This window comes from Streptomyces sp. NPDC059679, from assembly GCF_042734105.1.
GTDB lineage: Bacteria > Actinomycetota > Actinomycetes > Streptomycetales > Streptomycetaceae > Streptomyces.
The window spans coordinates 75,374-102,371 of record NZ_JBHWES010000030.1 but is presented as its reverse complement, the minus strand read 5'-3'; the positions used below and the strand labels follow the sequence as shown (position 1 = coordinate 102,371).

Below are 26,998 nucleotides of genomic sequence, written 5' to 3'. Positions count from 1 at the left end.
CTCCCTTTACCCCCACCGCTCTGCCGATTCTTTCGGAGACGCCATGAGATCTGCTGACCGGCTCGGCGACCTCGTCCTCGGCATCACTCCCTTCGGGCGACCGGACGCCAGGCTCGCCACCGCGGTCAGCCGCGCCGGAGGGCTCGGGATCCTGGACCTGGGGGCCGGGGACCGGCGGGCCCGGGAGGCGCTGGAGCGGCTTCGGGACTGGGCGCCCGACGGCCGGTACGGAGTGCGGATCGGCCCCGGCTGCCGGCTGGCGCCCGCGGACTTGGCGGCGGCCCACCCCGAGGCGGGGCCCCAGGACCGGGGCGTTGGCGCGGGTGCGGGTCCGGACACGGTGGTTCTCGCGCCGGACTCCCCCTGGGCGGTGCCCGATGCCGTGGCGGCGGCCGATGCCGTGGGCCGCCACCGCGTCCTCGCCGAGGTCACCGGCCTGGAGGAGGCCCTGGACGCCGTACGAGCCGGGGCGCACGGCCTGATCGCCCGGGGTGGCGAGAGCGGCGGCCGGGTCGGGGCACTCGGCACCTTCGTACTCCTTCAGCAGTTGCTCGCCGAGCCGCGGGTGTCCGTACCCGTGTGGGCCTGTGGCGGGATCGGCCTCCACACGGCCGCCGCGGCGGTCGTCGGCGGGGCCGCCGGCGTCGCGCTGGACACTCAGTTGGCGCTGCTCGCCGAATCGGGGGTGCCCGAGGAGACGGCCACCGTGCTCCGCTCGCTGGACGGCTCGGAGACCGCAGTGGTCGACGGCCGCCGGGTGCTGCGCCGCCGGGTGCGCGATGCGCGCGCCCGGCCGCTGCCGGTCGGTCAGGACGGCTTTCTGGCGGCGCGCTTCGCCGAGCGGTACGGCGATGTCGGCCGGGCCGTACGCGCCGTGGCCGAAGCCGTACGGGGTGCCGTACGGGACGACCGCGCCGCCGCCGCGCTGCGCCCGGACGCCCCGATGAGCGTGGCGCTCGGCACCCGGCTGCCGGTGGCGCAGGGGCCGATGACCCGGGTCAGCGACCGGGCCGGATTCGCCTCCGCGGTCGCCGCCGAGGGCGCCCTGCCGTTCCTCGCGCTCGCCCTCGCCGGGCGCGAACAGGCCCGCGCCATGCTGGTGGAGGCGGCGGCCGCGCTGGAGGGGCGGCCGTGGGGGGTGGGGGTGCTCGGCTTCGCGCCCGAGGAGATCAGACAGGCCCAGCTCGAGGCCGTACGGGAGATCCGCCCCAGCCACGCGATCATCGCGGGCGGGCGGCCCGCCCAGGCCGAGGCGCTGGAGAAGGCCGGGATCGCCACCTTTCTGCACGTCCCTTCGCCGGGGCTGCTGGGGCAGTTCCTGCGGTCCGGCGCCCGTCGGTTCGTGTTCGAGGGATCCGAGTGCGGCGGGCACGTCGGCCCGCGCCACAGCTTTCCGCTGTGGGAGGCCCAGATCGCGGTGATCGAGGACTTTCTGGAGGAGCAGGGCCGGGGCGGGGCGGGCGGGGCGGGGCGGAACCGGGCGGCGGCCCCGATCGAGGTCTTCTTCGCGGGCGGCGTCCACGACGAGCGGTCCGCGGCGATGGCCGCCGCCCTCGCCGCCCCGCTGACCCGGCGCGGTGTCCTGGTCGGCCTGCTGATGGGGACCGCGTATCTCTTCACCGAGGAGGCGGTCGCCCACGGCGCCGTCCAGCCGCTGTTCCAGCGCCAGGTGGTGGCCGCGCGGCGCACCGCGCTGCTGGAGACCGCTCCGGGGCACGCCACCCGCTGCGTCCCCAGCCCGTTCACCGAGGAGTTCGGCGCCGTCAAGGAGCGGCTGCGCGGGGAGGGCGTCCCGGAGCGGCAGGTGTGGGAGCGGCTGGAACGGCTCAACGTCGGCCGGCTGCGGATCGCGGGCAAGGGTGTCGAACGCGGCCCGGGCGGCGAGTTGGTGGCGGTCGGCGAGGAGCGCCAATATCAGGATGGCATGTTCATGGCGGGTGATGTGACGGTGTTGCGCTCGGCCACCACCACCGTCGCCGCCCTGCACCACTCCGTCGCCCCGGCCGCCGCGGACTACTTCCACCGCGCCGCGGCCGCCCTGCGCGAGCGCCTGGGCGTGACCCCGCCCGGGCGGGCGGAGCGGGAGGCCCCGGCGCCGCTGGACGTGGCCGTGGTCGGGATGGCGTGCATGTTTCCACGCGCCCCCGATCTCGCCACGTTCTGGGCCCATGTGGTCGGCGGCGTCGACGCCGTGACGGAAGTGCCCGTCGAGCGCTGGGACCCCGCCGTCCACTACTCCCCCGGTGAGACCCACGGCGCCACGGCGCCCAACGGCGCCACCGCCTCCAAGTGGGGTGGCTTCCTGCCCCCGATCCCCTTCGACCCCCTGCGCTACGGCATCCCGCCGACGTCCCTGGGCAGCATCGAGCCGGTACAGCTGCTGGCCCTGGAGGCGGCGCGGCGCGCCCTGGAGCACGCCGGATACCAGGCGGCGCCCGGTGAGGAGCGGGGCGGCCCGGGCAGCGCGGGTGGCCGGGCCTTCGACCGCTCCCGTACGTCGGTCGTGTTCGGCGCCGAGGCGGGCAGCGATCTGTCCAACGCCCAGACGCTGCGCGCCGTACTCCCCTCCTACTTCGGCACGGTGCCCGAGGGGCTGGCGGAACAGCTGCCCGAGCTGACCGAGGACTCCTTCCCCGGCATGCTCGCCAATGTCATCGCCGGGCGGATCGCCAACCGGCTCGACCTCGGCGGCGCCAACTACACGGTGGACGCGGCCTGCGCCTCCTCCCTGGCCGCCGTCGACGTGGCCTGCAAGGAACTGGTCAGCGGCACCAGCGACCTCGTACTGTGCGGCGGCGCCGACCTGCACAACGGCATCAACGACTACATGCTCTTCTCCTCCGTGCACGCGCTGTCCCCGACGGGCCGCTCGCGCACCTTCGACGCCTCGGCGGACGGCATCGCGCTCGGCGAGGGCGTCGCGTGCGTGGTGCTCAAGCGGCTGGCGGACGCCGAACGCGACGGCGACCGCGTCTACGGCGTGATCAAGGGCGTGGGCAGTTCCAGCGACGGACGGTCGCTCGGGCTCACCGCACCCCGGCCCGAGGGCCAGCGGGCCGCGCTGGAGCGCGCCTACCGCAACGCCCGGATCTCCCCCGCTGACGTCGGTCTCGTCGAGGCCCACGGCACCGGTACGGTCGTCGGCGACCGCACCGAACTGTCCATCCTCACGGAGGTGTTCACCGCCGCCGGGGCCACGGCCGGCGGCTGCGCGCTGGGATCCGTCAAGTCGCAGATCGGGCATACGAAATGCGCCGCGGGCCTGGCCGGACTGGTCAAGACCGCGCTGGCCCTCTACACCGGCGTCAAGCCGCCCACCTCGCACCTGCGCCGCCCCAACGCCTCCTGGGACGCGACGACCAGCCCCTTCGCCTTCCACACCGAGGCCGCACCCTGGGTGGCCCCGCCCGCCGAGCGGATCGCCGGGCTCAGCGCCTTCGGCTTCGGCGGCACCAACTTCCACGTCGTCCTGTCCGCCCACGACGCCGGCCCGCCCCCGGCCCATGCCCTGGACGCCTGGCCCGCCGAGCTGTTCACCTTCCGCGGCACGGACCGGGCGGCGGCCCTCCGCGCAGTCGAGGAGACGCTGGCGCTCGCCGAGGCCAACGAGGCCGACGAGGCATTGGGGTCGCACTGGCGGCTGCGCGACCTCGCCCTCGCCGCCGCCACCCGCTCCGACGCCGGTCAGGGCCCGGTGTGGGCCGCCGTGGTGGCCACCGCCCCGGGCGGGCCCGGCGAGCTGGCGGCGCTGCTGCGGCGGGTGCTGGCGGGGGAACACGACCCGGCCGCGGGGATCTATCTGGCCGGGTCGGCGGACTCGGCCGGTACGGAGGGTACGACTGGTCCGGAACGGCCGGCCGATCCGGACGGCGGTGGCGACCTGGCCGGTCGGACCGTCGCGGAGAGCGGTGGTGGCGCATCCGCCGACGACGGCGCGGGGCGAGGCCCCGGTCTCGGTCCTGGCCCCGGCAAGGTCGCCTTTCTCTTCCCGGGACAGGGCAGCCAGCGGCCCGGCATGTTCGCCGACCTGTTCGTCGCCTTCCCCGAACTCCACGGCCACGCGCGGCTCGCCGGATCCCACGCCTCCGCCCTCCACCCACCGGCCGCCTTCGACGAGCCGGGACGGGCCACCCAGCGGGCCAGGATCACCGACACCCGGGTGGCCCAGCCGGCGCTGGGTGTCGTCGGCCTGGCCGCGCACTCGCTGCTCGCGGCGGCCGGAGTCCGCCCCGACATGGCCGCGGGGCACAGCTACGGCGAGCTGGTCGCGCTCTGCGCGGCGGGCGCGCTCGACCCGGCCGCGCTGCTGGCGCTGAGCGCCGAGCGGGCGTCCGCGATCCTGGACGCGGCGCAGGCCGCGGGCCCCGAGCCGGGCACCATGGCGGCGGTGACCGCGAGCCGCGAGGACGTCGAGCGCGTCCTGCGCCACGGCTGCCTGGCCGGCCAGGTGGTGGCCGCCAACCACAACGCGCCGCGCCAGACCGCGATCTCGGGGCCGCGGCGGGAGGTGGACACCGCGATCGGACTGCTGCGGGAGGCCGGATATCCGGTGAAGCGGCTCGCGGTGGCCTGCGCCTTTCACAGCCCGCTGGTGGCCACGGCCGGTGAACGGTTCACCAAGTCCCTCGCCCGACAGCCGATTCATCCGCCCGAGTACCCGGTCTGGGCGAACCGCACCGCCACCCCGCACGGCAGCGAGCCCGACGCCATACGCGCGGAGCTGGCGGCCCAGATCGGCGCACCGGTCCGCTTCGTCGAGCAGATCGAGGCCATGTACGAGGCGGGGGCCAGGATCTTCGTCGAGGCGGGGCCCGGCACCGTGCTCACCCGGCTGGTGGGGGAAATCCTCGGCGACCGTCCGCACCGCGCCATCGCCTTCGAGGGGCGGCGCGTCGGCGCACGGGCCGTAAACGCCGTCGGCGGCGCAGGAGTCGGGGGCGGGGTCGGGGTCGGGGTCGGCGTCGGGGTCGGTCCGCGCGGGCTGTACGGCTTTCTCGACGCTCTGGCTCAACTGGCCGTCGCCGGGCTGCCGGTGCGTACCGGCTGGATGTTCCGCGGCCGCGACGCCGTGAACGCCGGCCGCGCGGCGGCGCCGAAGCGGCCCGGCTGGACGGTGGACGGGCAGCTGGTCCGTACCGCCGCGGGTGAAATCCTGCCCGGCGCGCTGGCGCCGGCCCGACGTGTCGAGGAGGCGACGGTGAGCCAGACGGACCGGGACGCGCTGATCCTGGAGTTCCTGAGAACCAGCCGGGAGATGGTGGCGGCCCAGCGCGATGTGCTCCTCACTCATCTCGGGGCCACGCCGGGAGCCAGGCCCGCCGGGCCCGTCGCGCCCGCGGTTCCGGGGGTGGCCGGAGCGGTGGAGGCGGCAGCGGCCCTCCCGCCAGAGCCCCTGCGCGGGCCGACGCCGATGCCGTTGCCCATGCCTGCCGAGGCGGACGCGGCCGTGGAGCCAGTGGCGGTCACCGAGGCGGACGTGGCCCGTATGGTCGCGCAGATCATCAGCGAGCGCACCGGATACCCGGTCGACATGATCGAGCCTGACCTCGACCTGGAGGCGGATCTGAGCATCGACTCGATCAAACGGGCCGAGATCGCGGGCGAGTTGGCGGCCCGCCTGGGCGTGAGCGGCACGGGCGGCAGCGGCGCGGCGGCGCTCGCGGACGAAGAGCTCGAAGAGCTGACGAAGGCCCGTACCACCGCCGCGGTCACCGCCTGGCTCACCCTCCGGCTGAGCGACGACGCGGCGGCGACGGACGGGGGCGACGCGGGACCGAACCGCATCGCCACCGCCGCGGGGCCCGGGCCACAGGCCACCGCCGGGCCCGGGGCCGCCGGTCCACGCGACGACAGCGCCCCGACGGCCGGCGTGCCCACGGCCACCGGTCCGGAGGAGGCCATCGGGTCCCCGGCCGTCGAGTCCCCGACGGGCGCGCCACCGCCGAGCGGCCCCGCCACCACCGGCCCAGAGGCCACCACCGGCCCAGAGTCCGCGCGCGGCCCCGGGGCCGCGGCACGCGGACCACTCCCCAGCAGCCCAGCCGTCAGGGGCGTGGCGCCGAAGCGGATGCTGCTGCGGTCCGTACCGCTCGCCGGGGGCGCGGCGCTCGGCGAGCCCTCGACCGCCCTGTCCGGCAGGCGGTTTGTGCTGCTGGGCGATGACGAGCCCTTGGCCGGGGCGGTCGCGGAGCGGCTGCGGGGGTGCGGCGCCGAGGCCGTGGCCCTGGCGGGCGGGCACCTTCTCGGCGAGGGCGACGGTCCATCACCCGACCACCGCTGGGAGGTACCCCCTGACGGGGTGATCATGCTCCAGCCGTCGGCCGCGTCCGGCGCGCCCGTACTGCCCGCGGCGTTCCCCGTACTGCGGGCGGCCCTGGCGGGCGGGCCGCGGTGGCTGTTGGCCGCGCGGCGGGCGGACCCGCTCGACGTCGGGACGGCCGGGCTGCACGGCCTGTTCCGCAGCGTCGCCCGGGAGTACCCACGGACGGTGGCCACCGTCGTCGATCTCCCCGCCGACGCGCCCGCCGCCGCCGTCGCCGACGCCCTGCTTGACGAGGTGTTCGCCCCGGACCACCCACCCGTCGTGCTGCGCACCGCCGACGGCCGGCACGGTCTTGAGCTCGTGGAGAGCGGCTTGGGCGTCCTCGGCACCTCGGGCGCGGGGCCCGCCGGGGACGGGGCGGCGGAGGCCGCGGCCATCGGCCTCGACCGCGATTCGGTGGTCGTACTGGTCGGCGGGGCGCGAGGGATCACCGCACGGTGCGCGGCGGCCCTCGCGGCCGCCACCCGCTGCCGTATCGAACTGCTCGGCCGCACCCCCGTACCCGCCGGGCCCGAGGACCCGGCCACCGCCGGGGCCCGGGACGAGGCCGCCCTGCGCACGGCGCTCGCCGCGGGCGGCGGCCGAAGGCCCGCCGAGATCCAGCGGGAGGCGGCCGGGATCCTGGCGCGGCGTGAAGTGGCCGCCACACTGCGGGAGCTGACCGAACTCGGGGCCCGGGCGCGCTACCGGTCGGTCGACTTCCGTGACCCCGACGCGGTGCGCCAGGCCGTCAAGGAGATCCACGCCGACCACGGCCGGCTGGACGGCGTCGTCTACGCGGCGGGGGTGATCGAGGACCGGCTGATCGAGGAGAAGTCCGCCGAATCCTTCCAGTGGGTCTTCGACACGAAGGCGGGCGGCGCGCGCTCGCTCCTGGACGCGCTGGAGGAGCTGCCCGGCGGACCGGGCGGCAGCCCCGGAGGGCCGTTGTTCGCGGTGCTCTTCGGCAGCGTCTCCGCCGTCCTCGGCAACCGCGGCCAGGCCGACTACGCGGCGGCCAACGACGCGCTGGAAACCCTCGGCGCACGGTGGGCGGCCCGCACCGGCCGCCGGGCGCTGACGGTCCATTGGGGACCCTGGGCGCCCACGGGCGGGCACGCCGGAATGGTCAGCCCCGCGCTCGCACGCGAATACGCGAGGCGTGGCGTCGAGCTCATCGACCCGGAGGAAGGGGCGCTGGCGCTGCTGCGCGAGCTCGCCTGGGGCGAGGAGTCCGACCGGGCCGTCGTCTATACGGCGTCGAGCTGGTGACCGTGGCGTACGACGACGAAGGCGGCGGCCGCAGACCCCCGGTGGCGATCGTCGGGATGGCCGTGCTGCTGCCCGGGGCGCCGGACCTGGGGACGTACTGGCGCAACCTGGTGACCGGCGTGGACGCGATCACCGAGGTCCCGGCGCAGCGGTGGGACGCCGAGTTCTACGCCCCCAGGACGGCCACCGCCGCCGCGATCGGCGCCGACCGGGTGTACTGCCGCCGTGGCGGATTCGTCGACGGGCTGGCCGAGCTGGAGGTCACCCGTTTCGGGATCATGCCCGCCTCCGTCCCGGGCACCGAGCCCGACCAGCTGATCGCCCTGCATGTCGCGGCCGCGGCCGTCGCGGATGCGGGCGGCGAGGAGCGGCTGCCCGACCGGGGGCGGGTCGGGGTGGTGCTGGGCCGCGGCGGCTATCTCACGCCCGGTCTGGTCCGCCTCGACCAGCGGGTACGCACCGCCCACCAGCTCGTACGCACGCTCGGCGAGCTGCTGCCCGGCCTCGGCGCCGACCAGTTGGAGCGAGTCCGGGCCGCGTTCACCGAGCGGCTGGGCCCCGACCGCCCCGAGGCGGCCATCGGCCTGGTGCCCAACCTCGCCGCCTCGCGGGTGGCCAACCGGCTCGATCTGCGCGGCCCCGCGTACACCGTGGACGCCGCCTGTGCGTCCTCGCTCGTCGCCATCGACCAAGCGGTTGGCGAACTGGCCGCCGGCCGGTGCGACGCGGTGCTGGCGGGCGGGGTGCACCACTGCCACGACATCACCTTGTGGAGCGTCTTCGCGCAACTGCGCGCGCTCTCGCCGAGCGAGCGCATCCGCCCCTTCCACCGCGAGGCCGACGGGATCCTGATCGGCGAGGGCACCGGCGTCGTGGTGCTCAAGCGACTGGCCGACGCGCGGCGGGACGGCGACCGGGTGTACGCCGTCATCAGGGGCACCGGCGTGGCGGGCGACGGCCGCGCCGCGGGCCTGGTCAACCCGGACCCGGGCGGCCAGACGCGGGCGGTGCGACAGGCGTGGCGTACGGCCGGGCTTGATCCGCGCGAGCCCGGCTCGCTCGGGCTGCTGGAAGCGCACGGCACCGCGACGCCCGCGGGTGACACGGCGGAACTGGCCACGGTGGCGGAGGTCTTCGGCGCCGCGACCGGCGACGGTGCCGACCGCGCCGTGATCGGGTCGGTGAAGTCGATGATCGGCCACACCATGCCGGCGGCCGGGGTGGCGGGCCTCGTCAAGGCAGCCCTGGCGATCCACCACGGCCTGCTGCCGCCCACCCTGCACTGCGACGACCCGCACCCGGCCCTGGCCGCGACCCGCTTCCGCCCGATCGCCACGGCGGAGCCGTGGGACACAGGGCAGGGGGCGGGGGTGCGCCGCCGGGGCGCGGGGGTGCGCCGCGCGGCGGTGAACGCGTTCGGGTTCGGCGGGATCAACGCTCATGTGGTGCTGGAACAGCCGCCGTTGGCGGCCGTTCGGCCCTCGTCGCCCCCGAGGCCCCGGACGACGGCCGCGGCGGTGGCCAAAGCCCAGGTCACCGAGGCGGAGCGGGTACTCGCGGTGGCGGCCGAGACGCCGGAGCGGCTGGCCGCGTGGCTGGCGGAGGAGGATGACGCGGCACTACGGGCCACCGCCACCGTCCCCGCCTCGGGCCGGGTCAGGCTCGGCGTCGTCGGGCCGACCGCCAAGCGGCTGGCGCTGGCGCGGCGCGTGGTGGCGAAGAATGCCTCGTGGCGTGGGCGCAGCGACGTGTGGTTCACGCCCGATCCGCTGCTGAGCGAGCGCGCGGCGGGCGAGCCGGGCCGGGTGGTCTTCGTCTTCCCCGGCCTGGAGGCCGAGTTCGCGCCGCGCGTGGACGGCGTCGCCGAGTACTTCGGGCTCTCCCCCGCCACCGTCGGGGCGCCCGACGGCCGCGCGCCGGTCGGCGACATCGGCCGCCACGGTGTCGGTGTCTTCGCCGTCGGCCGTCTGCTGGACCGCGCGTTGCGGCGGATGGGGGTGGTGCCGGACGCGGTGGCCGGGCACAGCGTCGGCGAATGGACCGCGATGGTGTCGGCCGGGCTGTACTCCGGCGCCGCGGTCGACGAATTCCTCGGCTCGTTCGACCCCGACGCGCTACGCGTGCCCGGGCTGGCCTTCGGCGTACTGGGCGCCCCCGCCGAGCGGGTGCTGGCCGCGCTCGCGGAGGCCGCGGACGGCCGGGTCGTACTCTCCCACGACAACGCGCCGAGCCAGTCGATGGTGTGCGGGCCGCGGGCCGACGTCGAGGCGTTCGTACGGCAGTTGCGTGGCGAAGGGGTGATCGGGCACGTCCTTCCGTTCCAGTCGGGCTTCCACACCCCGATGCTGGCGCCGTATCTGGGGCCGATCAGAGCCGCCGCGGAGCGGTTCGAGCTGTTTCCGCCCCGCGTGCCCATCTGGTCGGGGACGACCGCGGCGCCGTATCCGCCCGACGCGGCCGGGGTACGGGAGCTGTTCGTACGCCATCTGCTCGAGCCGGTCCGTTTCCGGCTGCTGACGAAGGCGCTGTACGAGGCGGGCTTCCGAGCGTTTGTGCAGGTCGGTCCGGGGCAGCTGGCCTCGCTCATCGGTGACACACTCCAGGGGGCGGAACATCTCGCGGTGGCCGCCGACTCGCCGCACCGCGACGGCGTCGCCCAGCTGCGCCGGGTGGCCACCGCCCTGTGGGTGGACGGGGCCCGGGTGGACCCGTCGCTGCCGCGCCCCGCCACCGCGCCCGACGTCATGGCAACGCCCGCCACCGTGCCATCCGCTGTCTCGCCGAAGCCGGTACGGCTCGACCTCGGCGGCGCGCTGATCTCCCTGGACGAGCGCCACCTCCCCACGCTGCGCCACGCGTTGGCGTCCGGCGCCGCCGCCTCCCCCAGCGTCGACATTCCCGCCCTCCGGGGGGCCGACGCCGTGTCCGCGCTGGACGCGGTGGACGCGGTGGCGGGGCGGTTTCCGGTGGCCGCGGAACTCGGCGCGCTGCTCCGGGAGACGGCCGGTGCCGCCGCCGAGCTGATCACCGTCGCGGACCGCGCGGCCGGACCGTCGACCCCGCCAGTCCCGTCAGCCCTGTCAGTCCCGCCAGCCCCGCCAGTCCCCAAGGCCGCCGCACCCGCGCCGACGACCTGGCGCACCGTGCTGCGAGTGTCCACGGACACCATGCCGTACCTGCGCGACCACTGCTTCTTCCGGCAACGGCCCGGCTGGCCGGACGAGTCGGACCGGTGGCCTGTCGTTCCGGCGACCACGATCGTCGGGCACCTCATGGACGCGGCGGAGCGGACGGCCCCCGGGCGGCGGGCGGTGGCGGTGCACGGTGCGCGGTTCGGCCGGTGGGTGACCGCCGCGCCGCCCGTCGAGGTGCCCATCACCGTGACACCGTCGCCCGACGGCCCGGACCGGCCGGCCGTGGAATTCGGCCGCAGCGCCCAGGGCACGGTGGAGCTCGCGCCCCGCTTCCCGTACCCCCGCCCCGCCCCCTGGCCCGCCGACCCGGCCGCCGAGGAGGCCCCCGCCCATACCGCGGCCGAGCTGTACAGCCGGCGCTGGATGTTCCACGGCCCGGCGTTCCAGGGAGTCAGCGAGATCACCGCGATCGGTGCGGCGCGGGTGCGCGGCACGATCACCACGCCGGCCGCGCCCGGCGCCCTGCTGGACAATGTCGGCCAGCTGCTCGGCTACTGGCTCATGGCCACCCGTACCGAGCGGACCGTGGTCTTCCCCGTCGGCATGCGGCACATCCGCCTCTTCGGACCGCAGCCGCTCCCCGGCACCACGGTGGAGTGCGTGATCAGGGTCGGCTCGCTGACCGACACCACGCTCGAGGCGGATGTCCAGCTGCTCATCGGCGGGCAGGTGTGGGCCCAGATCGACGGCTGGCAGGACCGCCGTTTCGACAACCACCCGAGCACCCGGCCGGTCGAGCGCTTCCCCGAACTCAACGCGCTCTCCCAGCCGCAGCCCGGCGGCTGGGCACTGCTCCACGAGCGCTGGCCCGATCTGGCGTCGCGCGACCTGATCATGCGCAACCACCTGGCCGGCGCCGAGCGCAGGGCGTACGAGCGGCAGGCCCCGCGCGGCCGGCGGCAGTGGCTGCTGGGCCGGATCGCGGCCAAGGACGCGGTGCGGCAGTGGCTTTGGGCGCACGGGGAGGGGCCGGTCTTCCCGGCCGAGATCCAGGTGTGCGAGGACGCATACGGCCGCCCGTACGTCCTCGGGGCGCACGGCCGGACGCTGCCCGGGCTGGACGTAGCGCTGGCCGGCCGGGCCGAGGCCGGGGCGGCCCTGGTGGTGCCGCGCGCGCCGGACCGCGACCGCGAGGACTCCGGGCCGGGCCCCGGCATCCATATCGAGGAGATCACCGGACTGGACACCGCCGCACAGGAAACCGCGGCGCTCCGCGCGGTGAAAGAGGCGGTCGCCAAAGCCGAGGGCGGCGAGGGTGTCGGGGGCCACGGGCCGGACGTCACCGTGCTCGACGCGGAGGACCCGCGGCGGCTCCTGCTCCAAGTGGCCACGGCCGCCGGGCGGCCGCGCCGCTACCGGGTGCACTGCGCGCGTACGGCCAACCCTCCCGGATTGCCCAGCAGGGACTACGTCGTGGCCTGGACCACCGGCCCGGCGGACGACGAGTGAGGAGACCGACCAGTGAGTACCGCCAAGCAGACCGCCGCGGCGCCCGTGGCGGACGACGAGGAGACCGTCCTCGCGGACATCGCCGGAATGCTCCGGAAGATGCTCGACGAGTACGGCCTCGACGACATCGAGATCGCCGCGGACAGCCGGTTCATGGAGGACCTGGAGCTGGAGAGCATCGACCTGGTCACCCTGGCGGGAATTCTGCAGGCCCGGTACGGACGGCACGTCAACTTCGCCGAGTTCGTGGCCGGTCTTGAGCTCGACGAGATCATCGACCTCACCGTGGGGCGTCTCGTCGAGTACGTCGTGGGCTGCCTGAAGGCCGCCGGGGGGAGCTGACCGATGGCCATGGTCCACACCGGCGGACCGGACGGCGTCAGGCTCCATGTGCAGCGGCTCGGCCCCGGCCGGGCCGGGCCCGCGGCCCCCACCGCCGTACTGCTGCACGGCCTGCTCACCGACAGCCTGGCCGCCCACTACTTCACCGTGGGCCCCGGGCTCGCCGCGGCCGGGGTCGACGTGGTCATGTACGACCAGCGGGGCCACGGGCGCAGCGAACGCCCGGCGCACGGCTACCGGTTGGATGCCTTCGTCGGGGACCTGGAGCGGCTGCTCGACCGGCTGGGCATCCACGGACCGGTGCACCTGGTCGGCAACTGCTTCGGCGGGACGGTCGCGTTCCAGTACGCGGTCCGCCACCCGGAGCGGGTGGCCGGTCTCTCGCTGATCGAGTCCGAACCGGCCACCCCCGCGTGGGCGGCGAAGCTCGAAAAGCTCCTCGGCTACACCGCGACCCAGCTGTCGGAGCACGAGGCCGACGCCCTGGCCTGGATCGACGCCCACCACGGCGGGCACACCGCCCGGCTGGCCAAATCGGCGGCCCGGCTGGTGCGCACCACCACCATCGCCCAGGACATACCGTCGAGCGCGGTGCTGGGCGAGGGCCGGATCCGCTCCGTACGCAGTCCGGTTCTCGCCCTCTACGGCGCCGATTCGGACATGGCCGCCCAGGCCCCGTGGCTGGAGTCGCTGCTGCCGTGCAGCCGGACGGTTGTCGTGCCGGGCCATGAGCACTCGGTCCTCGTCGAGGTGCCCGCCCTGGTGCTCCGCCATGTCCTGGGCTGGATCGGCGATCCGGGTGGGCTGCCTCCGGCGGCGGTTTTCGCCGAAGCGGAGGCGGCCGTATGAGAGGCGTCGCCACCTCCGGACGCCGCTTCCTGTTCGTCGTGCCGCCGCTCGTCGGACACATCAACCCCACCCTCGGCGTCGGGGCCGAACTCGCCGCCCGCGGCCACCGGGTGGCCTGGGCCGGGACGCCGGAGGTGGTGGGGCGGCTGGCCGGGGACGGGGCGGTGGTCTTCCGCTGCGCGGTGCCCGCGCTCGGCGAGGGCGACATCAGCGCTGTACGCCCCGCGGACGCGCGGGGCCCCGGCGCGTTCAAGTTCCTGTGGGAGCGCTTTTTGGTGCCGCTCGCGGAGGCGATGGCCCCGGGGGTACGGGCTGCGGTCGAGGAGTTCCGGCCGGATGTGGTGGTCGCCGACCAGCAGGCCGTCGCCGGTGGTCTGGTCGCCGAGCGGCTGGGCGTACGGTGGGCGACCTCGGCCACCACCTCGGCGGAGTTCACCGGGGCACTGGACGGCATGCCGCGGATCGGTGCCTGGCTGGAGGGCCTGCTGGAGGGGTTGCGCACCCGGATCGGCGATCCGGCCGGGACGGCGGATCCCCGCTTCTCACCGCATCTGGTGCTGGCGTTCACCACCGAGGAGTTGGCGGGCCGGCCCGTGCGGGCCGCGGAGCGGATCCGTTTCGTGGGCCCGTCGATCGCCGCCCGCCCCGCCGCGCCCGACTTTCCCTGGCATTGGCTCGACCCGGCGCGCCCGGCCGTCCTGGTCACCTTGGGCACCGTCAACGCCGACGCCGGAGCGCGCTTCCTCGCCGTCTGCCGGGATGCCGCGCGCGCCCGCGCCGGCCGCGTCCAGACGGTGCTCGTCGACCCCGCGGGCGCGCTGGACACCGCGCCCGGTGCGCCACTGGACGGCAATCTGCTGGTGGTGCGCGGGGTCCCTCAGCTGCCGCTGCTGGCGCGGGTCGCGGCCGTCGTGTGCCACGCCGGGCACAACACCGTGTGCGAGGCGCTGTGGCACGGCGTACCGCTGGTCGTGGCGCCCATCCGCGACGACCAGCCCGTGGTCGCCGGGCAGGTGGTGGCCGCCGGGGCGGGCGTACGGGTGCGGTTCGGCCGGGTCACGGCGACCGGTCTTGGCGAGGCACTGGACGCCGTGCTGTACGAGCCGGGGCATCGGGCGGCGGCCGAGCGCATCGGGGCGTCCTTCCGCGCGGCCGGCGGCGCCACCGCGGCCGCCGGCCACCTCGAACGGCTGGCAGCGCGGGCCGCCACCCGGCCACCTTCGCAGCCCTCATTGGAGGAGAGATGACCAGCGGCGTCGAACCACCCACCGCGCCCGGCCCCGGCCCCGGCCCCGGCCAGGAGCGACGTCCGGCGGTAGCTGAGGGAGAGCCGAAGGGGCACGAACCTGTCGACACCGACTTGAGCGCACCGGAAACGAACCGAGCCACGAAGAAACGGGACCGCGCCGCGGCCGTCGCCGCGCTGCGCCCGCGCTACGCGGCCGATCTCGCGCGCGGCACCGACCGGTTCTTCGAACCGCCCCGGCCCGACTGCCCGTGGTGCGGCTCGGCCCGGTTGGAAGAGCGGCTGCGCACCGCCGACCTCTTCCAGCACAAGCCGGGCGGCTTCCGGCTGGATCGGTGCCGGGACTGCGGCCATGTGTTCCAGAATCCGCGGCTGAGCGGTGAGGGCCTGGAGTTCTACTACCGGGACTTCTACGACGGCCTGGGCGAGAAGGACATGGGCGGTCTCTTCGCCGGGCGCCGGAAGACGTACGTCAGGCGTGCGGAGTCGCTGCGGCCCTTCGCCGAGACCCCGGGGAACTGGCTGGACGTCGGCACCGGCCACGGCCATTTCTGCGAGGCGGCCCGCGCGGTCTTCCCCGGCACCCTCTTCGACGGTCTTGATCTGAGCGCCGGAGTGGAGCTGGCCGAGCGGGCGGGCCGGGTGACGCGGGGCATCCGGGGCGGCTTCGTCGAGCGGGTGACGGAACTGGCCGACGGGTACGACGTGGTGAGCATGTTCCACTATCTGGAGCACAGTACGGACCCCCGCGGGGAGTTGCGCGCGGCGCGGCGCGCGCTGCGCCCGGGCGGACATCTGCTGATCGATGTGCCCGATCCGGAGAGCCGCTTCTCCCGGCTGCTGGGCCGCTGGTGGCTGCCGTGGCTTCAGCCGCAGCACCTCCACTTCGTGCCCGTGGCCAATCTGCGCAAGGAGCTGTCCGGGCTCGGCTTCACCGTCGTCGCCGAGGAGCACGCCGGGCCGCACGACCCGGTCGATCTGCTCGGCGCGGTGTGGCTGCTGCTGAACGCCGTCGCCCCGCCCGAGGACCAGCCCTGGCTGGCGCAGCCGCCGGGGCGGGCCCGGCGGCTGCTGCGCACGGCGATCGTGCTCGCGGGCGTCCCCGCTCTGCTGGTGACCGCCGCGCTGGACCACTTCCTGATCAGGCCGCTGGCCGGCCGGCGCCATCTGTCCAACGCCTACCGGGTGATCGCCCGGCGCGACTGACAGGACCTGAGCAGCCTCAACCGAGCGGACCCACCGCGCCGTGGAGCCGAAGACAACGACGAAGACGACGGCGCGGCGGGCGCGGCGTCAGCGCTGCTCGTAGCGGATGAGGGACCGCACCATGCGGCAGGTGGTGTTGGAGGGCGGGCGCACCCCGATCCGGGCGGCGGTGGTGCGTATCTTGCGGTTGGGCGCCTGCTCGGGGCGGTACACCCCGGAGTTGAGCAGGGCGATGGCCAGGCGCATGGCCTTCAGCCGACGGTGGTGGGTCTCGTACCACTCGCGCGGACGTCCGGCGGGCACTCGTTTTGTCGGGAGGGTCGCATAGCTCGGCAGGTCCGGAAGAGGTGTGGCGGCAGCGGCCATCGGCTTCCTCCAAAGGAGGTCGGGGACCCTTGTTCTTGACCCCTCCATTCTACTGCCGGGCACCGACAAAAGCCCCTGGCCACGGCGGGTTTGAACGGGGTGGCCGGCAGGTCCCGCAGACCACTTTCGCAGCGTCTGCCGGACCGCCGCGCCGTACGACGGGAGGCGTACCCGAAACGGGCAGGGTACTCCCCGGGGAGGGGCCCGGAATCCACCCGGTGTCAGCGGCCCTGTCCCCGAGGCCCGCTTAGGGTGCAGACATGATTCTGCGAAGAGCCCGGCTGCGCGGCCGACGGCTGGTGGTGTCGGCGGCAGCCGCGGTCGCCGTGCTCGCGGGTGCGGGCACCTGGGCAGCCGTCGCCTCCGACAGCCGCCCCTCCGTCCACCGCGAGGACCGGGTGCTGGACATGCCGGGTGCCCGCATCGACACCTCGTACTTCACCGCGGGCTCCGGCCGCAGGCCCGCGGTGCTGCTCGCCCATGGCTTCGGGGGCAGCAAGGACGATCTGCGGTCACAGGCCGAGGAACTGGCCCGCGACGGATACGCCGTGCTGACCTGGTCGGCGCGCGGCTTCGGCTCGTCCTCGGGGAAGATCGGGCTGAACGACCCGGCCCATGAGGTGGCCGATGTCCGGCGGCTGATCGACTGGCTGGCCAAGCGGCCCGAGGTACGGCTCGACGCGGCCGGCGATCCCCGGGTGGGGGTGGCGGGCGCCTCGTACGGTGGGGCCGCCTCGCTGCTCGCCGCCGGGTACGACCGCCGCGTCGACGCCATCGCTCCGGCCATCACCTACTGGAACCTGGCCGACTCGCTCTTCCCCAAGGGTGTCTTCAAGAGCCTGTGGACAGGCATCTTCTTCACCACCGGCTCGGCGGACCCCACCGCCGGCCAGGCGCCCGGAGGCCAGGAAGACCAGGCAGACCGGGAAAACCAGGGAGACCAGCGGAGGAATCAAGGAGACCGGAAGGACCGGAGCGGCCAGGGCTGCGGCCGGTTCGAGGCGCGGCTGTGCGCGATGTACGAGCGGGTCGCCGTGTCCGGCAAGCCGGACGACGCCGCCCGCAAGATGCTGGAGGCGCGCAGCCCGTCCGCCGTGGCCGACCGGATCAAGGTCCCGACGCTGATCCTCCAGGGCCAGACCGACTCGCTCTTCCCGCTCGACCAGTCGGACGCGATGGCCAAGGCCATCAAGGCCAACGGGGGGCCGGTCGCCGTCGACTGGCTCGCCGGCGGACACGACGGGGGCGACCTGGAGACCAAGCGCATCACGTCCCGTACCCAGGCGTGGTTCGACCGCTATCTCAAGGGCGACAAGGGCACCGACACCGGGCCGGCCTTCCGCATCACCCGCACCGGCGGGTTCGACTCCACCGACGGCGCCGCCCTGCTGCGCGGTGCGACGGGCGACAGCTATCCGGGGCTCACCGGCCACGGGCGGAGCGTGCGGCTGAGCGGCGGCGAGCAGTCGTTCGCCAACCCGCCCGGCGGCGGGCCGTCAGGCGTCTCCTCGGTGCCCGGTATCGCCGGTCTGTCCCAAGCCTCCTCCCTGGGCGTCGGGATCTCCCTCGACTTCCCCGGACAGTACGCCCGTTTCGACTCGGCGCCGCTGCGCCAGTCGCTGCGCATCACCGGCTCGCCCACGGTCAAGGTGCGGGTGAAGGCGGACGCGCCTGACGCGGTGCTGTTCGCGAAGGTGTACGACGTGGGGCCCGACGGGAGGCAGGTGCTGCCCTCACAGCTGGTCTCCCCCGTACGGGTCACCGGCGCCGAGCGGGGCCGGAGCGTCGAACTGCGGCTGCCCGCCGTCGACCACGAGGTGGAGCCGGGCCACCGGCTGCGGCTGGTGCTGGCCGCGACCGACCTCGGCTACGCCTCGCCGGCCGAGCCCGCCACGTACACCGTCTCCCTCGCGGACGGGGGCCTGACGGTCCCCACCGCGCCGGACGTACGCACCCAGTCCGCCCCGCTGCCCTGGTGGGTGTGGGGGCTGCCGCTGGTGGCCGCCGTGGTGGCGGCGGCCCTGCTGCTGACCGGCAGGCGGCGCACGGCCGCCCCGGCACCCGACCCCGAGCTGGCCGAGGTGCCGCTGCGGATCACGGGACTGAGCAAGCGGTACGCGAAGTCGGTCGACCGGTACGCGGTCAAGGACCTCTCGTTCACCGTGGAGAAGGGACAGGTCCTCGGGCTGCTCGGGCCCAACGGCGCGGGCAAGACCACCACGTTGCGGATGCTGATGGGGCTGATCGCCCCCGACAGCGGTGAGATCCGCGTGTTCGGACACGCCATCAGGCCCGGTGCCTCGGTGCTCTCCCGTGTGGGCGCCTTCGTCGAAGGGGCCGGTTTTCTGCCGCATCTGACCGGCCGGGCCAACCTGGAGCTGTACTGGCGGGCCACCGGCCGCCCGGCCGAGGACGCCCATCTGGACGAGGCGCTGGAGATCGCGGGGCTCGGCGACGCGCTGGAGCGCGCGGTGCGCACGTACTCCCAGGGCATGCGTCAGCGGCTGGCCATCGCCCAGGCCATGCTGGGCCTGCCGGATCTGCTGATCCTGGACGAGCCGACCAACGGGCTCGACCCGCCGCAGATCCGCGAGATGCGCGAGGTGATGATCCGGTACGCGGCGGTCGGCCGCACCGTGATCGTCTCCAGCCATCTGCTCGCGGAGGTCGAGCAGTCCTGCACCCATCTGGTGGTCATGGACCGCGGCCGGCTCGTCGAGGCGGGCCCGGTCGAGGAGATCGCCGGCACCGGCAGCAGTCTGCTGGTCGGCCACGAGGGCGAGCTGAGCGACGCCCTGGTGGAGAAGGTGGGCGCGCTGCCGGGGGTCGCCTCCGCCGCGCGTACCAGCGACGGTCTGCTGGTGCGGCTCGACGGCACGGGCCCCGCGCAGCTGCTCACGGAGCTGATGCGGCTGGAGATCCCGGTGACCAGCTTCGGGCCCAACCGGCGCCTGGAGGACGCGTTCCTGACCCTGATCGGAGGGGCCTCATGAGCGTGTCTTGGCGCGCTGCGTGGGCTGGACTGAGGAGCCGCGCAGCGACGGAGGAGCGAGCAGTGACGAGGGAAGCCGACGCGTGGAAGCGCGCCAGGACTGAGCGGGAGGGAGGGGGCTCTGTGATGGAGGCTGCGCCCGGCCACCGGCCGGGCCGTACCCTGCCCCTGCGGGTCGAGGCGGTCCGGCAGTTGCGCCGGCGCCGGACCATGGTCATGGCGACGGTGCTGGCCGCGCTGCCGCTCGTACTCGTCGCGGCCTTCGCGCTGGGCGGCACCCCGGAAGGGCGCGAGAACCGGACCACCCTCATGGTCACCGCGACGGCCTCCGGGGCCAACTTCACCGCGACGGCGCTGTTCGTCTCGGCCGCCTTCCTGCTGGTCGTACCGGTGGCGCTGTTCTGCGGGGACACCGTCGCGGCCGAGGCCAACTGGTCCTCGCTGCGCTATCTGCTGGCCGCGCCCGTGCCCAGGACCCGGCTGCTGCTGAGCAAGCTCGCCGTGGCGCTCGGGTTCAGCGCGGCCGCGATCGTGCTGCTGCCGCTGGTGGCGCTGGTGGTGGGGACGGTGGCGTACGGCTGGGAGCCGCTGCGGCTCCCCACGGGCGGGTCGCTGGCCACGGGTGAGGCGCTGGGCCGGCTCGCCATCGTGGTGGCGTATATCTTCCTGTCCCAACTGGTCACCGCGGCACTGGCGTTCTGGCTCTCGACCGTCACCGACGCCCCGCTGGGCGCGGTGGGCGGGGCGGTCGGGCTGACCATCGTGGGCAATGTCCTGGACGCGGTCACCGCGCTCGGCTCCTGGCGCGACTTCCTTCCCGCGCACTGGCAGTTCGCCTGGATCGACGCGCTCCAGCCGCATGCGGAGTGGAGCGGCATGGTGGAGGGTGTGTCGGTGTCCGTCGCATACGCCCTGGTGCTGATCGCGTTGGCCTTCCGCGGCTTCGGGCGTAAGGACATCGTCTCCTGACACACAGCCGGTTCCGTTCCCGCCCGCGAGTGCTCCGGCGCGCCATGACATGCTGAGACGTTATGGCGCGCCGGACGGGTCGGCGAACGTCCGGCGTGACAGGGAAGGTCCATGAGGCTCTGCTTTCTGGTGGAGGAGCACTACCGCTACGACGGCATGCCGTTGGAGGTGATCCGACAGCTCACCGCCTGGGGACACCGCGTGGATGTGGTGTGGCCGGGGAGCTCCTTGGTGAGTGTGTCGGAGGCGGTCGGGGCGGGCAGCCATGACGCCTGGGTGCTCAAAACCGTCTCCGGGGGCCCGGGTCTGACGTTGCTCGAGGCCGCGGCGGCCGTGGGGTTGACGACGGTCAATGACGCCCGGTCGATCCGCGGGGTGCGGGACAAGGTGCTGGCGGCGGCGATCGGCACCGCCCGGGGGCTGCCGATGCCGCGGACCTACGCGGCGGCCCGGCCCGAGTCGCTGGCGGAGATACCGGAGGCGGAGTTCCCGCTGGTGGTCAAGCCCGCCGACGGCAGCTCGGGGCGGGCGGTGCGGCTGGTGTCCTCCCCCGACCGGCTGGCCGGGCTGCGGGCGGAGCTGGCGGGGGAAGGGATGCTGATAGCCCAGCCCTATGTGGCCAACTCCGGGGTCGACCTCAAGGTCTACTGCGTGGGCGGCGAGCTGTACGCGACCGAGCGGAGCTCGCCGCTGCACCCCGAGGGGCCGGTGCGCGAGCGGCGGGTGGCGCTGTCCGCCGAGGTGGGCCGGATCGTCGCCGAGGCCGGGGCGGTCTACGGCCTGGATCTGTACGGCGTGGATGTGCTGCTGGGCCCGGACGGCCCTGTGATCGTCGATGTGAACGACTTCCCGAGCTTCCGTCAGGTGCCGGACGCGGCAGCACGGGTGGGGCGGGCCGTCCTGGAACTGGCCCGCCGGGGTCCGAGCGGGGCGGAGGCGACGGCAGGGGCGACGGCCGTGGTACCCGCCTGGCAGCGGGCGCGGGTGGCGGAACAGGTCCCCGCGGGCACCGGCGAGAGCCGATGAGGATCGGTCTGATCACCCCGGAGCCCGAGCACCCGCTGCTGGCCGCCACGACCGCGCTGCTGACGCCCCGGCACCGGGTGGAGGCCGTGGATCCGGGCGGCTGGGACGGCGCACCGGAGGATCCGGACTCCTTCGGGGCGCTCGCCGATGTCTATCTGCTGAAGGCGCACATGCCCCGCGCGCTCGGCCTGGCCCGCTATCTCGAAGAGCGTGGCGCTCCGGTGCTGAACGCGGTGGGGCCGACCGAGCTGTGCCAGGACCGGACGGCGATGGCCGACCTGGCGCTCCGGGCCGGGCTGCCCTTCGCACGCACCCGGACCGTACCGGCCCTCGCCCGGCTCGGCGGCGAAGAGCTCGCGTATCCGGTGGTGATCAAGAGCCGGCACAGCCGACGGCACGATCTGGTGGCCCGGGTCGACGACGCCGCCGGGCTGCGCGCCCTTGGCGCCGACTGGTCGGGCGAGCCGGTGGTGGTGCAGCCGTTCACCGAGAACAGCGGCTGGGACCACAAGCTGTGGGTGATCGAGGGCCGGGTCTTCGCGGCCGTACGCCGGTCGGAGCTGGCGGACCCCGACCGCGGCCCGGCGCGCTCGCTGACACCCGGGGACCTGCCGGACGGCTGGGCGCGGCTGGCGCTGCGGGTCGGCTCGGTCTTCGGACTGCGGGTGTACGGCGTGGATGTGATCGACGCGGGCGGCGGGGCGCCGCTGATCGTGGACATCAATGCCTTTCCGGGGATACGCGGCCAGGCCGGCGCCCCCGAGGCGCTGGCCGAGCTGGCACTGCGCACCGCCGAGCGGGGCGCCGTCCCGCACAGCTGAGCCGTCCCGGGCGGATCCCGGTCCGGACCACCGTCCACAGATCCCGGCCCGGACCACGGCCCGGGGCCGATTGAGCGGGCCCGGGCCCGGGGATGATCCTGGAGAGGGGCCGTGGCGTCCGGGCCCCGAGCCCGGGCATTCGATTACGGCCCGGCGAGGCAGATGCCGATGCGCAAGCACGATTCCGGGAGGTCCCCCGGCAGGGCCGAGGAGTTCGGGCATCAGCAGGCCGCGCCGCTCTCGGCGGCGATCGAGGTCGATGCCCGCGGGTACATCACGGCCTGGGGACCCGATGCGGCGCGGCTGCTCGGGTATCAGCCCGGCGACATGCTGGGCCATCCGGTGCTGGACCTCCTCGCCGGGGAGCTCCCCGCCTCGGCCCGGAGCTATCTGCGCGCGCAGCCGGGCGACGGCTGGAGCGGTCCGATCAAGGCCAGGCACCGGGGCGGGCAGCGCGTACAGCTGGCGGTCCAGGCACATCCGCTGACCGACGCCCGCGGCGGGATGCGCTGGCTCGTGGTGGCGGGTACGGCAGCGGAGGCCCAGCCCGGCCCGGAGCGCCGCGCCCCGGGGTGGCCCGAGGAGGAGCTGTCCGAGGAGGAGCGGCTGCTGGAGAACTGGACGCTGGCCCAGATGCCGATTCCCGTGGCGATCTACAACACCCGGGCGCGGCTGGTGGGCGCGAACGTGGCCATGACCCATCTCATGGGCCAGTCGGTGGCTCAGATGCGCGGGCTGCGCCTGCGCGAGATGGACTCCCGGCCCATCGTCCAGGAGATCGACCGGCTCCAGGAACAGGTCATCCGCACCGGAGAAGCGCTCCGCCACGAGGGCTTCGACCCCTTGTCGGATGAGCCGAGCAAGCCCGCCTGGGCCGTCTATCTGATCCCCGTGAAGGACGCGATGGGCATGGTGCGGGGCCTGTCGGCGGTGGTTTTCGACTACACCGAGCAGCACCGGGCCCGGCGCCGGCTGACGATCGTCAACGAGGCCAGCGTCCGGATCGGCACCACCTTGGACGTGAGCCGGACGGCGCAGGAGCTGGCGGATGTGGCGGTCGACCGGTTCGCCGACTTCGTCACCGTCGATCTGCTGGACGCGATCTACCACGGGCAGGAGCCGATGGTGAGCCCGGCGAGCCGGGCCGTGGACTTCCGCCGTATCGCGCAGCAGTCAGTCCTGGAGGGCTGCCCGGAGGCGTCGCTGGTGGCCGGAGGCGCGGATTCCTGGCCGGAGTACTCGCCTCCCGCCAAGGCCCTGGCGGCGGGCCGCGGTGTGCGGCACTCGACCCGGGACGAGGAGATCCGGCGCTGGACCCGGGAGGTCCCCCGCCGTGGCGAATCGGTGCACCGGTACGGGATCCACTCGGTGATGGCGGTGCCGCTGATCGCCCGGGGCACCACGCTGGGGGTCGCGATGTTCTACCGCCACCGGACGCGGGATCCGTTCGACGACGACGATCTGCTGCTGGCCGAGGAGATCACGGCGCGGGCCGCGGTGTGCGTGGACAACGCCCGCCGCTACACGCGTGAGCGCGCCGTCTCGCTGGCCATCCAGCGCAGCATGCTGCCGCGTACGGGGATGCGGCAGATGGCCGCGTCGATCGCCTCCCGCTACCTTCCGGCGCGCACCGCGGCGGGGGTCGGGGGCGACTGGTTCGACGTCATCAGGCTCTCGGGGGCCCGGATCGCCCTGGTCGTGGGCGATGTCGTGGGGCACGGAGTGCACGCCGTGGCGACCATGGGGCGGCTACGGACGGCGGTTCGTACGCTCGCCGATATCGGTCTGCCCCCGGACGAGCTGCTCACCCACCTGGACGATCTGGTGCTCCGCCTGGACGAGGAGGAATCCCACACCGGCGAGGCCGAGCCCCGTACCGGCGAGACGGAGCCGCGTCACCAGACGGGCGATCTCGTGGCCGAGGAGCGGAAGGAGAGCACCGGCGAGCTGGGCGCCACCTGCCTGTACGGGGTGTACGACCCGATCACCCGCACGGCCTCCTTCGCCAGCGCCGGCCATCCCGCGCCCGTCGTGGTCACCCCCGGCGGGGCGGTCACGCTGCCGCGGGTGCCCCCGGGGCCGCCGCTGGGCGTGGGGGGCCTGCCGTTCGAGACCGTCGATATGGAGCTCCCGGAGAACAGCACGCTCGTGCTGTACACGGACGGGCTGCTGCGGTCCGCCGCCCGCGACCCCGACGAGGGGCTGGCGCTGCTGTGCCGGGCACTGACCGAGCCCGGCGAGTCAGCCGAACAGATGTGCCAGTCCGTACTGGACGCCCTCACCCCGGAGCGGGGCAGTGACGACATCGCCCTGCTGATCGCCCGGACCCGCACCCTGGACGCGGCCAGCGTGGCCACCCGGGACGTACCGGCCACCGCGGCGACCGTCGCCGAGGCGCGCCGCTGGACCTCCCGGCAGCTGACGGCCTGGGGTCTTGAGGAGGCGATCTTCACCACCGAACTCGTGGTGAGCGAGCTGGTCACCAACGCCATCCGCCATGCCAGCAGCCCCATCCAGCTGCGGCTGATCCATGACGCCGGGCTGATCTGCGAGGTCTCCGACGCCAGCAGCACCGCCCCGCATATGCGCCGGGCCCGCAGCTTCGACGAGGGCGGGCGCGGACTACTGCTCGTCGCCCAGCTCACCCAGCGCTGGGGCACCCGGCAGACCCCCCACGGCAAGGTCATCTGGGCCGAGCAGAGCCTCCCTCCGAGCCGCGAGAACGGCGCCCTTTCGTTCTCCGCCTGAAAGCGAGCAGCCTGAGGCAGAGTTATGGCGTCTTCTTGGGTAAAAGGCGAGACAGGGGGGCCGTTGTGAACTGCAGTCAGTGCGGAGCGCCGGTCATCCAGGGGCCCAACGGCGGTTGGAGCTGTAACAACTGCGGGGCCTCGGGATGACCGGCGTCGAACGAAGACCGTCGTACCGCCCTACTTGGCGTACAGCAGGGTGCCGAAGCCCAGCTGGTCGAAGCCACCGCTCGTGGAGCCGTAGTCTCCACCGCCGCCCTCGGGGCGGACCTTCTCCGCCATGGCCGTGATGTACGGGACGGACAGGCTCCGGCGCCTGGCGTAGTGATAGTGCAGGATGTCCCACACCGGCCGGAGCTGGCCGCGGCTCGCGGCGGAGATCGCGGTGTGGGACTGCTGGTCGCAGTTCTGGCCGGAGCCCCAGGTGTAGGTGGTGAAGGGGACGTCCTGGCCGAGGTTGTACTTGGCGACGTACTGGGCGGCCTTCATGAAGCGGTTGCTGTCATAGCCGTACAGGTCGTCGCCCTGGGACCAGGCCATCTCGCAGAAGGCGCCCATCTGGCCCATGCCCATCATGGTGTGGCCCTGGTCACGGCCGGACTCCTGCCACTGAGCGAGGCCCTGGCTGTCGTACACGAACGGGATGGCGTGCTTGATGGAGCCGTTGCCCGCGCCGTTCTTGAAGTAGTTCACGGCCTGGTCGTACTTGGCCCCGTCATCGCACAGGATGCCGATGGCCAGGATCGAGTTCATGTTGCACAGGTCCCAGTTGGCCCAGTAGTGGGTGATGCAGGCGTCGTTGTGACCGGTGAGGAACTGGTTGTTCAGCGGGTAGAAGACGTTGAGCATCATCCTCTTGAACCGGTCGAGGTCGAAGCCGGAGTAGCCGCGCATCAGCTCGGCGGCGTTGGCGAACTGGTAGCCGTAGATCCCGGCGGCCAGGAACCGGTCGGAGGTTCCGGTGACCGTGGTGAGCTTGGCGGACCAGGCGTTGAGGATGTCGCGGGCGGTGTCGCCGTGGGCGGTGGTTCCGGCGATCTTCCAGCGCAGGGCGTTCTGGTAGGCGGCGTGGATGTCGTTGTAGAGGATGCCGTAGTTCTCGCCGGTGCCGCCGCGGATGATGGTGGCCTGCGGGTTGGCCTTCCAGCCTGACTGGGCGTGCGAGTTGGCGATCAGCCGGTTCCAGCCGGCCAGCCAGGGGTCGTCCCCGGCGGCCACCCGTACCTTGGCCCGGTTGAGCTCGCCGTAGGCGTGCAGCATGCCCGGGTGGGTGAAGGTGGCCGGGGCGGCGCCGGCGGAGCCCGCGGTGACGGCGGTGGTGATGCCGCCGGCGGCGCCCGCGAGGGCGAGCCCCCCGGCGGCCTTCAGCACTCTGCGGCGGCTGAGCTTGTGTGTGTTCTCGCGGCTCATCGAGAAGTCACTCCCATCGTGGGGGGGTGGTCGTGGGGGGGGTGTGGGGGTGGTGCGGAAGGTGGTCAGTGCTGTGATCGCGCCACGTGGCGGAGCCCGCCGAGGAGGTGGGCCCGGAAGGTGGGATCGTCGTACGCCTCACAGGTGTGTCCGAGCGCGGTGTAGAAGACCCGCGCACCGTCATGCTCATGACACCAGACGAGCGGATGGTCGGCCCCCATCCCCCCGCCCTCGTACGAGGTCTCGTCGGCGGAGGCCAGCACCCGCACCGCACCGCGCGGACTGGCCCGGAAGTCGTACCACTCGTCGGTGAACGCCCAGGTGGCGCCCAGATGGCCGGTCGCCGGGTGGTCCCGGTCCTCGATGGTGAGGACTCCCGGCTGCAGTGCGGGGTGGCGGTCGAAGCGGGCCCGAAGCAGCTCGCCGTAGTACGGCCAGCCGTACTCGGTGCACGCGGCCGCGTGCACACCCATGAACCCGCCGCCGCCCCGCAGGTGAGACCGCAGCGCCTCCCGTCCCCCGGGGGTGAGCACATCACCGCTGGTGGACAGGAACACCACGGCCGCGAAGCGGTCGAGGCCGCGCTCGAGGGCCCGCGGGTCCTCCGTCGCCTCCACGTCGAAGCCATACTCGGCGCCGAGCTCATGGAAGGCGCGGACGCCCTCGGGGATGGAGTCGTGCCGGTAGGCGGTGGTGCGGGTGTAGACGAGGAACCTCGGCCGGCTCTGCGCCATGGTGGTCGCTCCAAGAAGGCGTACGGTGGGGGAATCCAGGGAAACCGGTGTCCATCATGGGCGAACCGCACCCG

14 protein-coding genes are annotated in these 26,998 nt (G+C 74.2%); 11 read left to right on the top strand and 3 right to left on the bottom strand.

All coding sequences use genetic code 11. The features are described 5' to 3' along the window. Nucleotides 1-43: 43 nt before the first annotated feature. The 6 genes from ACFV2X_RS29075 to ACFV2X_RS29050 are packed head-to-tail and all read left to right on the top strand — an operon-like array spanning nucleotide 44 to nucleotide 15,859. The gene (locus ACFV2X_RS29075; protein WP_385621894.1) at nucleotides 44-7,573 is read left to right on the top strand and encodes an SDR family NAD(P)-dependent oxidoreductase; all 7,530 of its coding nucleotides are present in this window, start codon (nucleotides 44-46) and stop codon (nucleotides 7,571-7,573) included. Continuing rightward, complete coding sequence (locus ACFV2X_RS29070) at nucleotides 7,570-12,216, top strand: beta-ketoacyl synthase N-terminal-like domain-containing protein (RefSeq protein ID WP_385621891.1); 4,647 nt, start codon at nucleotides 7,570-7,572, stop codon at nucleotides 12,214-12,216. Before ACFV2X_RS29075 ends, ACFV2X_RS29070 begins: the two co-directional genes overlap by 4 nt. Before the next feature lie 12 nt (nucleotides 12,217-12,228). After that, complete coding sequence (locus ACFV2X_RS29065) at nucleotides 12,229-12,558, top strand: acyl carrier protein (protein ID WP_179284970.1); 330 nt, start codon at nucleotides 12,229-12,231, stop codon at nucleotides 12,556-12,558. Nucleotides 12,559-12,561: 3 nt separating this feature from the next. Beyond that, nucleotides 12,562-13,407, top strand: coding sequence for an alpha/beta fold hydrolase (locus tag ACFV2X_RS29060; protein ID WP_385621888.1), 846 nt, complete (start codon nucleotides 12,562-12,564; stop codon nucleotides 13,405-13,407). Further along, nucleotides 13,404-14,654, top strand: coding sequence for a glycosyltransferase (locus ACFV2X_RS29055; RefSeq protein WP_385621886.1), 1,251 nt, complete (start codon nucleotides 13,404-13,406; stop codon nucleotides 14,652-14,654). Before ACFV2X_RS29060 ends, ACFV2X_RS29055 begins: the two co-directional genes overlap by 4 nt. Beyond that, entirely contained in the window at nucleotides 14,651-15,859 is a 1,209-nt protein-coding gene (locus ACFV2X_RS29050) for a class I SAM-dependent methyltransferase (RefSeq protein ID WP_385621883.1), read from the top strand. Before ACFV2X_RS29055 ends, ACFV2X_RS29050 begins: the two co-directional genes overlap by 4 nt. Before the next feature lie 87 nt (nucleotides 15,860-15,946). Here ACFV2X_RS29050 and ACFV2X_RS29045 read toward each other — a convergent pair whose 3' ends face one another. Beyond that, the gene (locus ACFV2X_RS29045; RefSeq protein WP_089505484.1) at nucleotides 15,947-16,225 is read right to left on the bottom strand and encodes a hypothetical protein; all 279 of its coding nucleotides are present in this window, start codon (nucleotides 16,223-16,225) and stop codon (nucleotides 15,947-15,949) included. 260 nt (nucleotides 16,226-16,485) lie between these two features. Between ACFV2X_RS29045 and ACFV2X_RS29040 the strand changes: the two genes are divergently transcribed. The 5 genes from ACFV2X_RS29040 to ACFV2X_RS29020 all read left to right on the top strand — a co-directional run bounded on the left by ACFV2X_RS29040 (nucleotide 16,486) and on the right by ACFV2X_RS29020 (nucleotide 24,781). Then, nucleotides 16,486-19,218, top strand: coding sequence for a CocE/NonD family hydrolase (locus ACFV2X_RS29040; protein ID WP_385621881.1), 2,733 nt, complete (start codon nucleotides 16,486-16,488; stop codon nucleotides 19,216-19,218). 125 nt (nucleotides 19,219-19,343) lie between these two features. After that, nucleotides 19,344-20,186: an ABC transporter permease gene (locus ACFV2X_RS29035; protein ID WP_385621879.1), complete on the top strand. Its 843-nt coding sequence runs from the start codon at nucleotides 19,344-19,346 to the stop codon at nucleotides 20,184-20,186. 111 nt (nucleotides 20,187-20,297) lie between these two features. Then, nucleotides 20,298-21,212 (top strand): RimK family alpha-L-glutamate ligase, encoded by a 915-nt coding sequence (locus tag ACFV2X_RS29030; RefSeq protein ID WP_385621877.1) that lies wholly within the window; start codon nucleotides 20,298-20,300, stop codon nucleotides 21,210-21,212. Next, the gene (locus ACFV2X_RS29025; RefSeq protein ID WP_385621875.1) at nucleotides 21,209-22,033 is read left to right on the top strand and encodes a RimK family alpha-L-glutamate ligase; all 825 of its coding nucleotides are present in this window, start codon (nucleotides 21,209-21,211) and stop codon (nucleotides 22,031-22,033) included. Before ACFV2X_RS29030 ends, ACFV2X_RS29025 begins: the two co-directional genes overlap by 4 nt. A gap of 162 nt (nucleotides 22,034-22,195) precedes the next feature. Then, on the top strand, nucleotides 22,196-24,781 hold the full coding sequence (locus ACFV2X_RS29020) for a SpoIIE family protein phosphatase (protein WP_385621872.1): 2,586 nt from the start codon (nucleotides 22,196-22,198) through the stop codon (nucleotides 24,779-24,781). A gap of 179 nt (nucleotides 24,782-24,960) precedes the next feature. On the opposite strand, the gene ACFV2X_RS29015 is transcribed toward ACFV2X_RS29020, so the two are convergent. Then, nucleotides 24,961-26,190: an alginate lyase family protein gene (locus ACFV2X_RS29015; RefSeq protein WP_385621869.1), complete on the bottom strand. Its 1,230-nt coding sequence runs from the start codon at nucleotides 26,188-26,190 to the stop codon at nucleotides 24,961-24,963. A gap of 65 nt (nucleotides 26,191-26,255) precedes the next feature. Next, nucleotides 26,256-26,924, bottom strand: coding sequence for a ThuA domain-containing protein (locus ACFV2X_RS29010; RefSeq protein ID WP_385621866.1), 669 nt, complete (start codon nucleotides 26,922-26,924; stop codon nucleotides 26,256-26,258). Nucleotides 26,925-26,998: the final 74 nt, after the last annotated feature.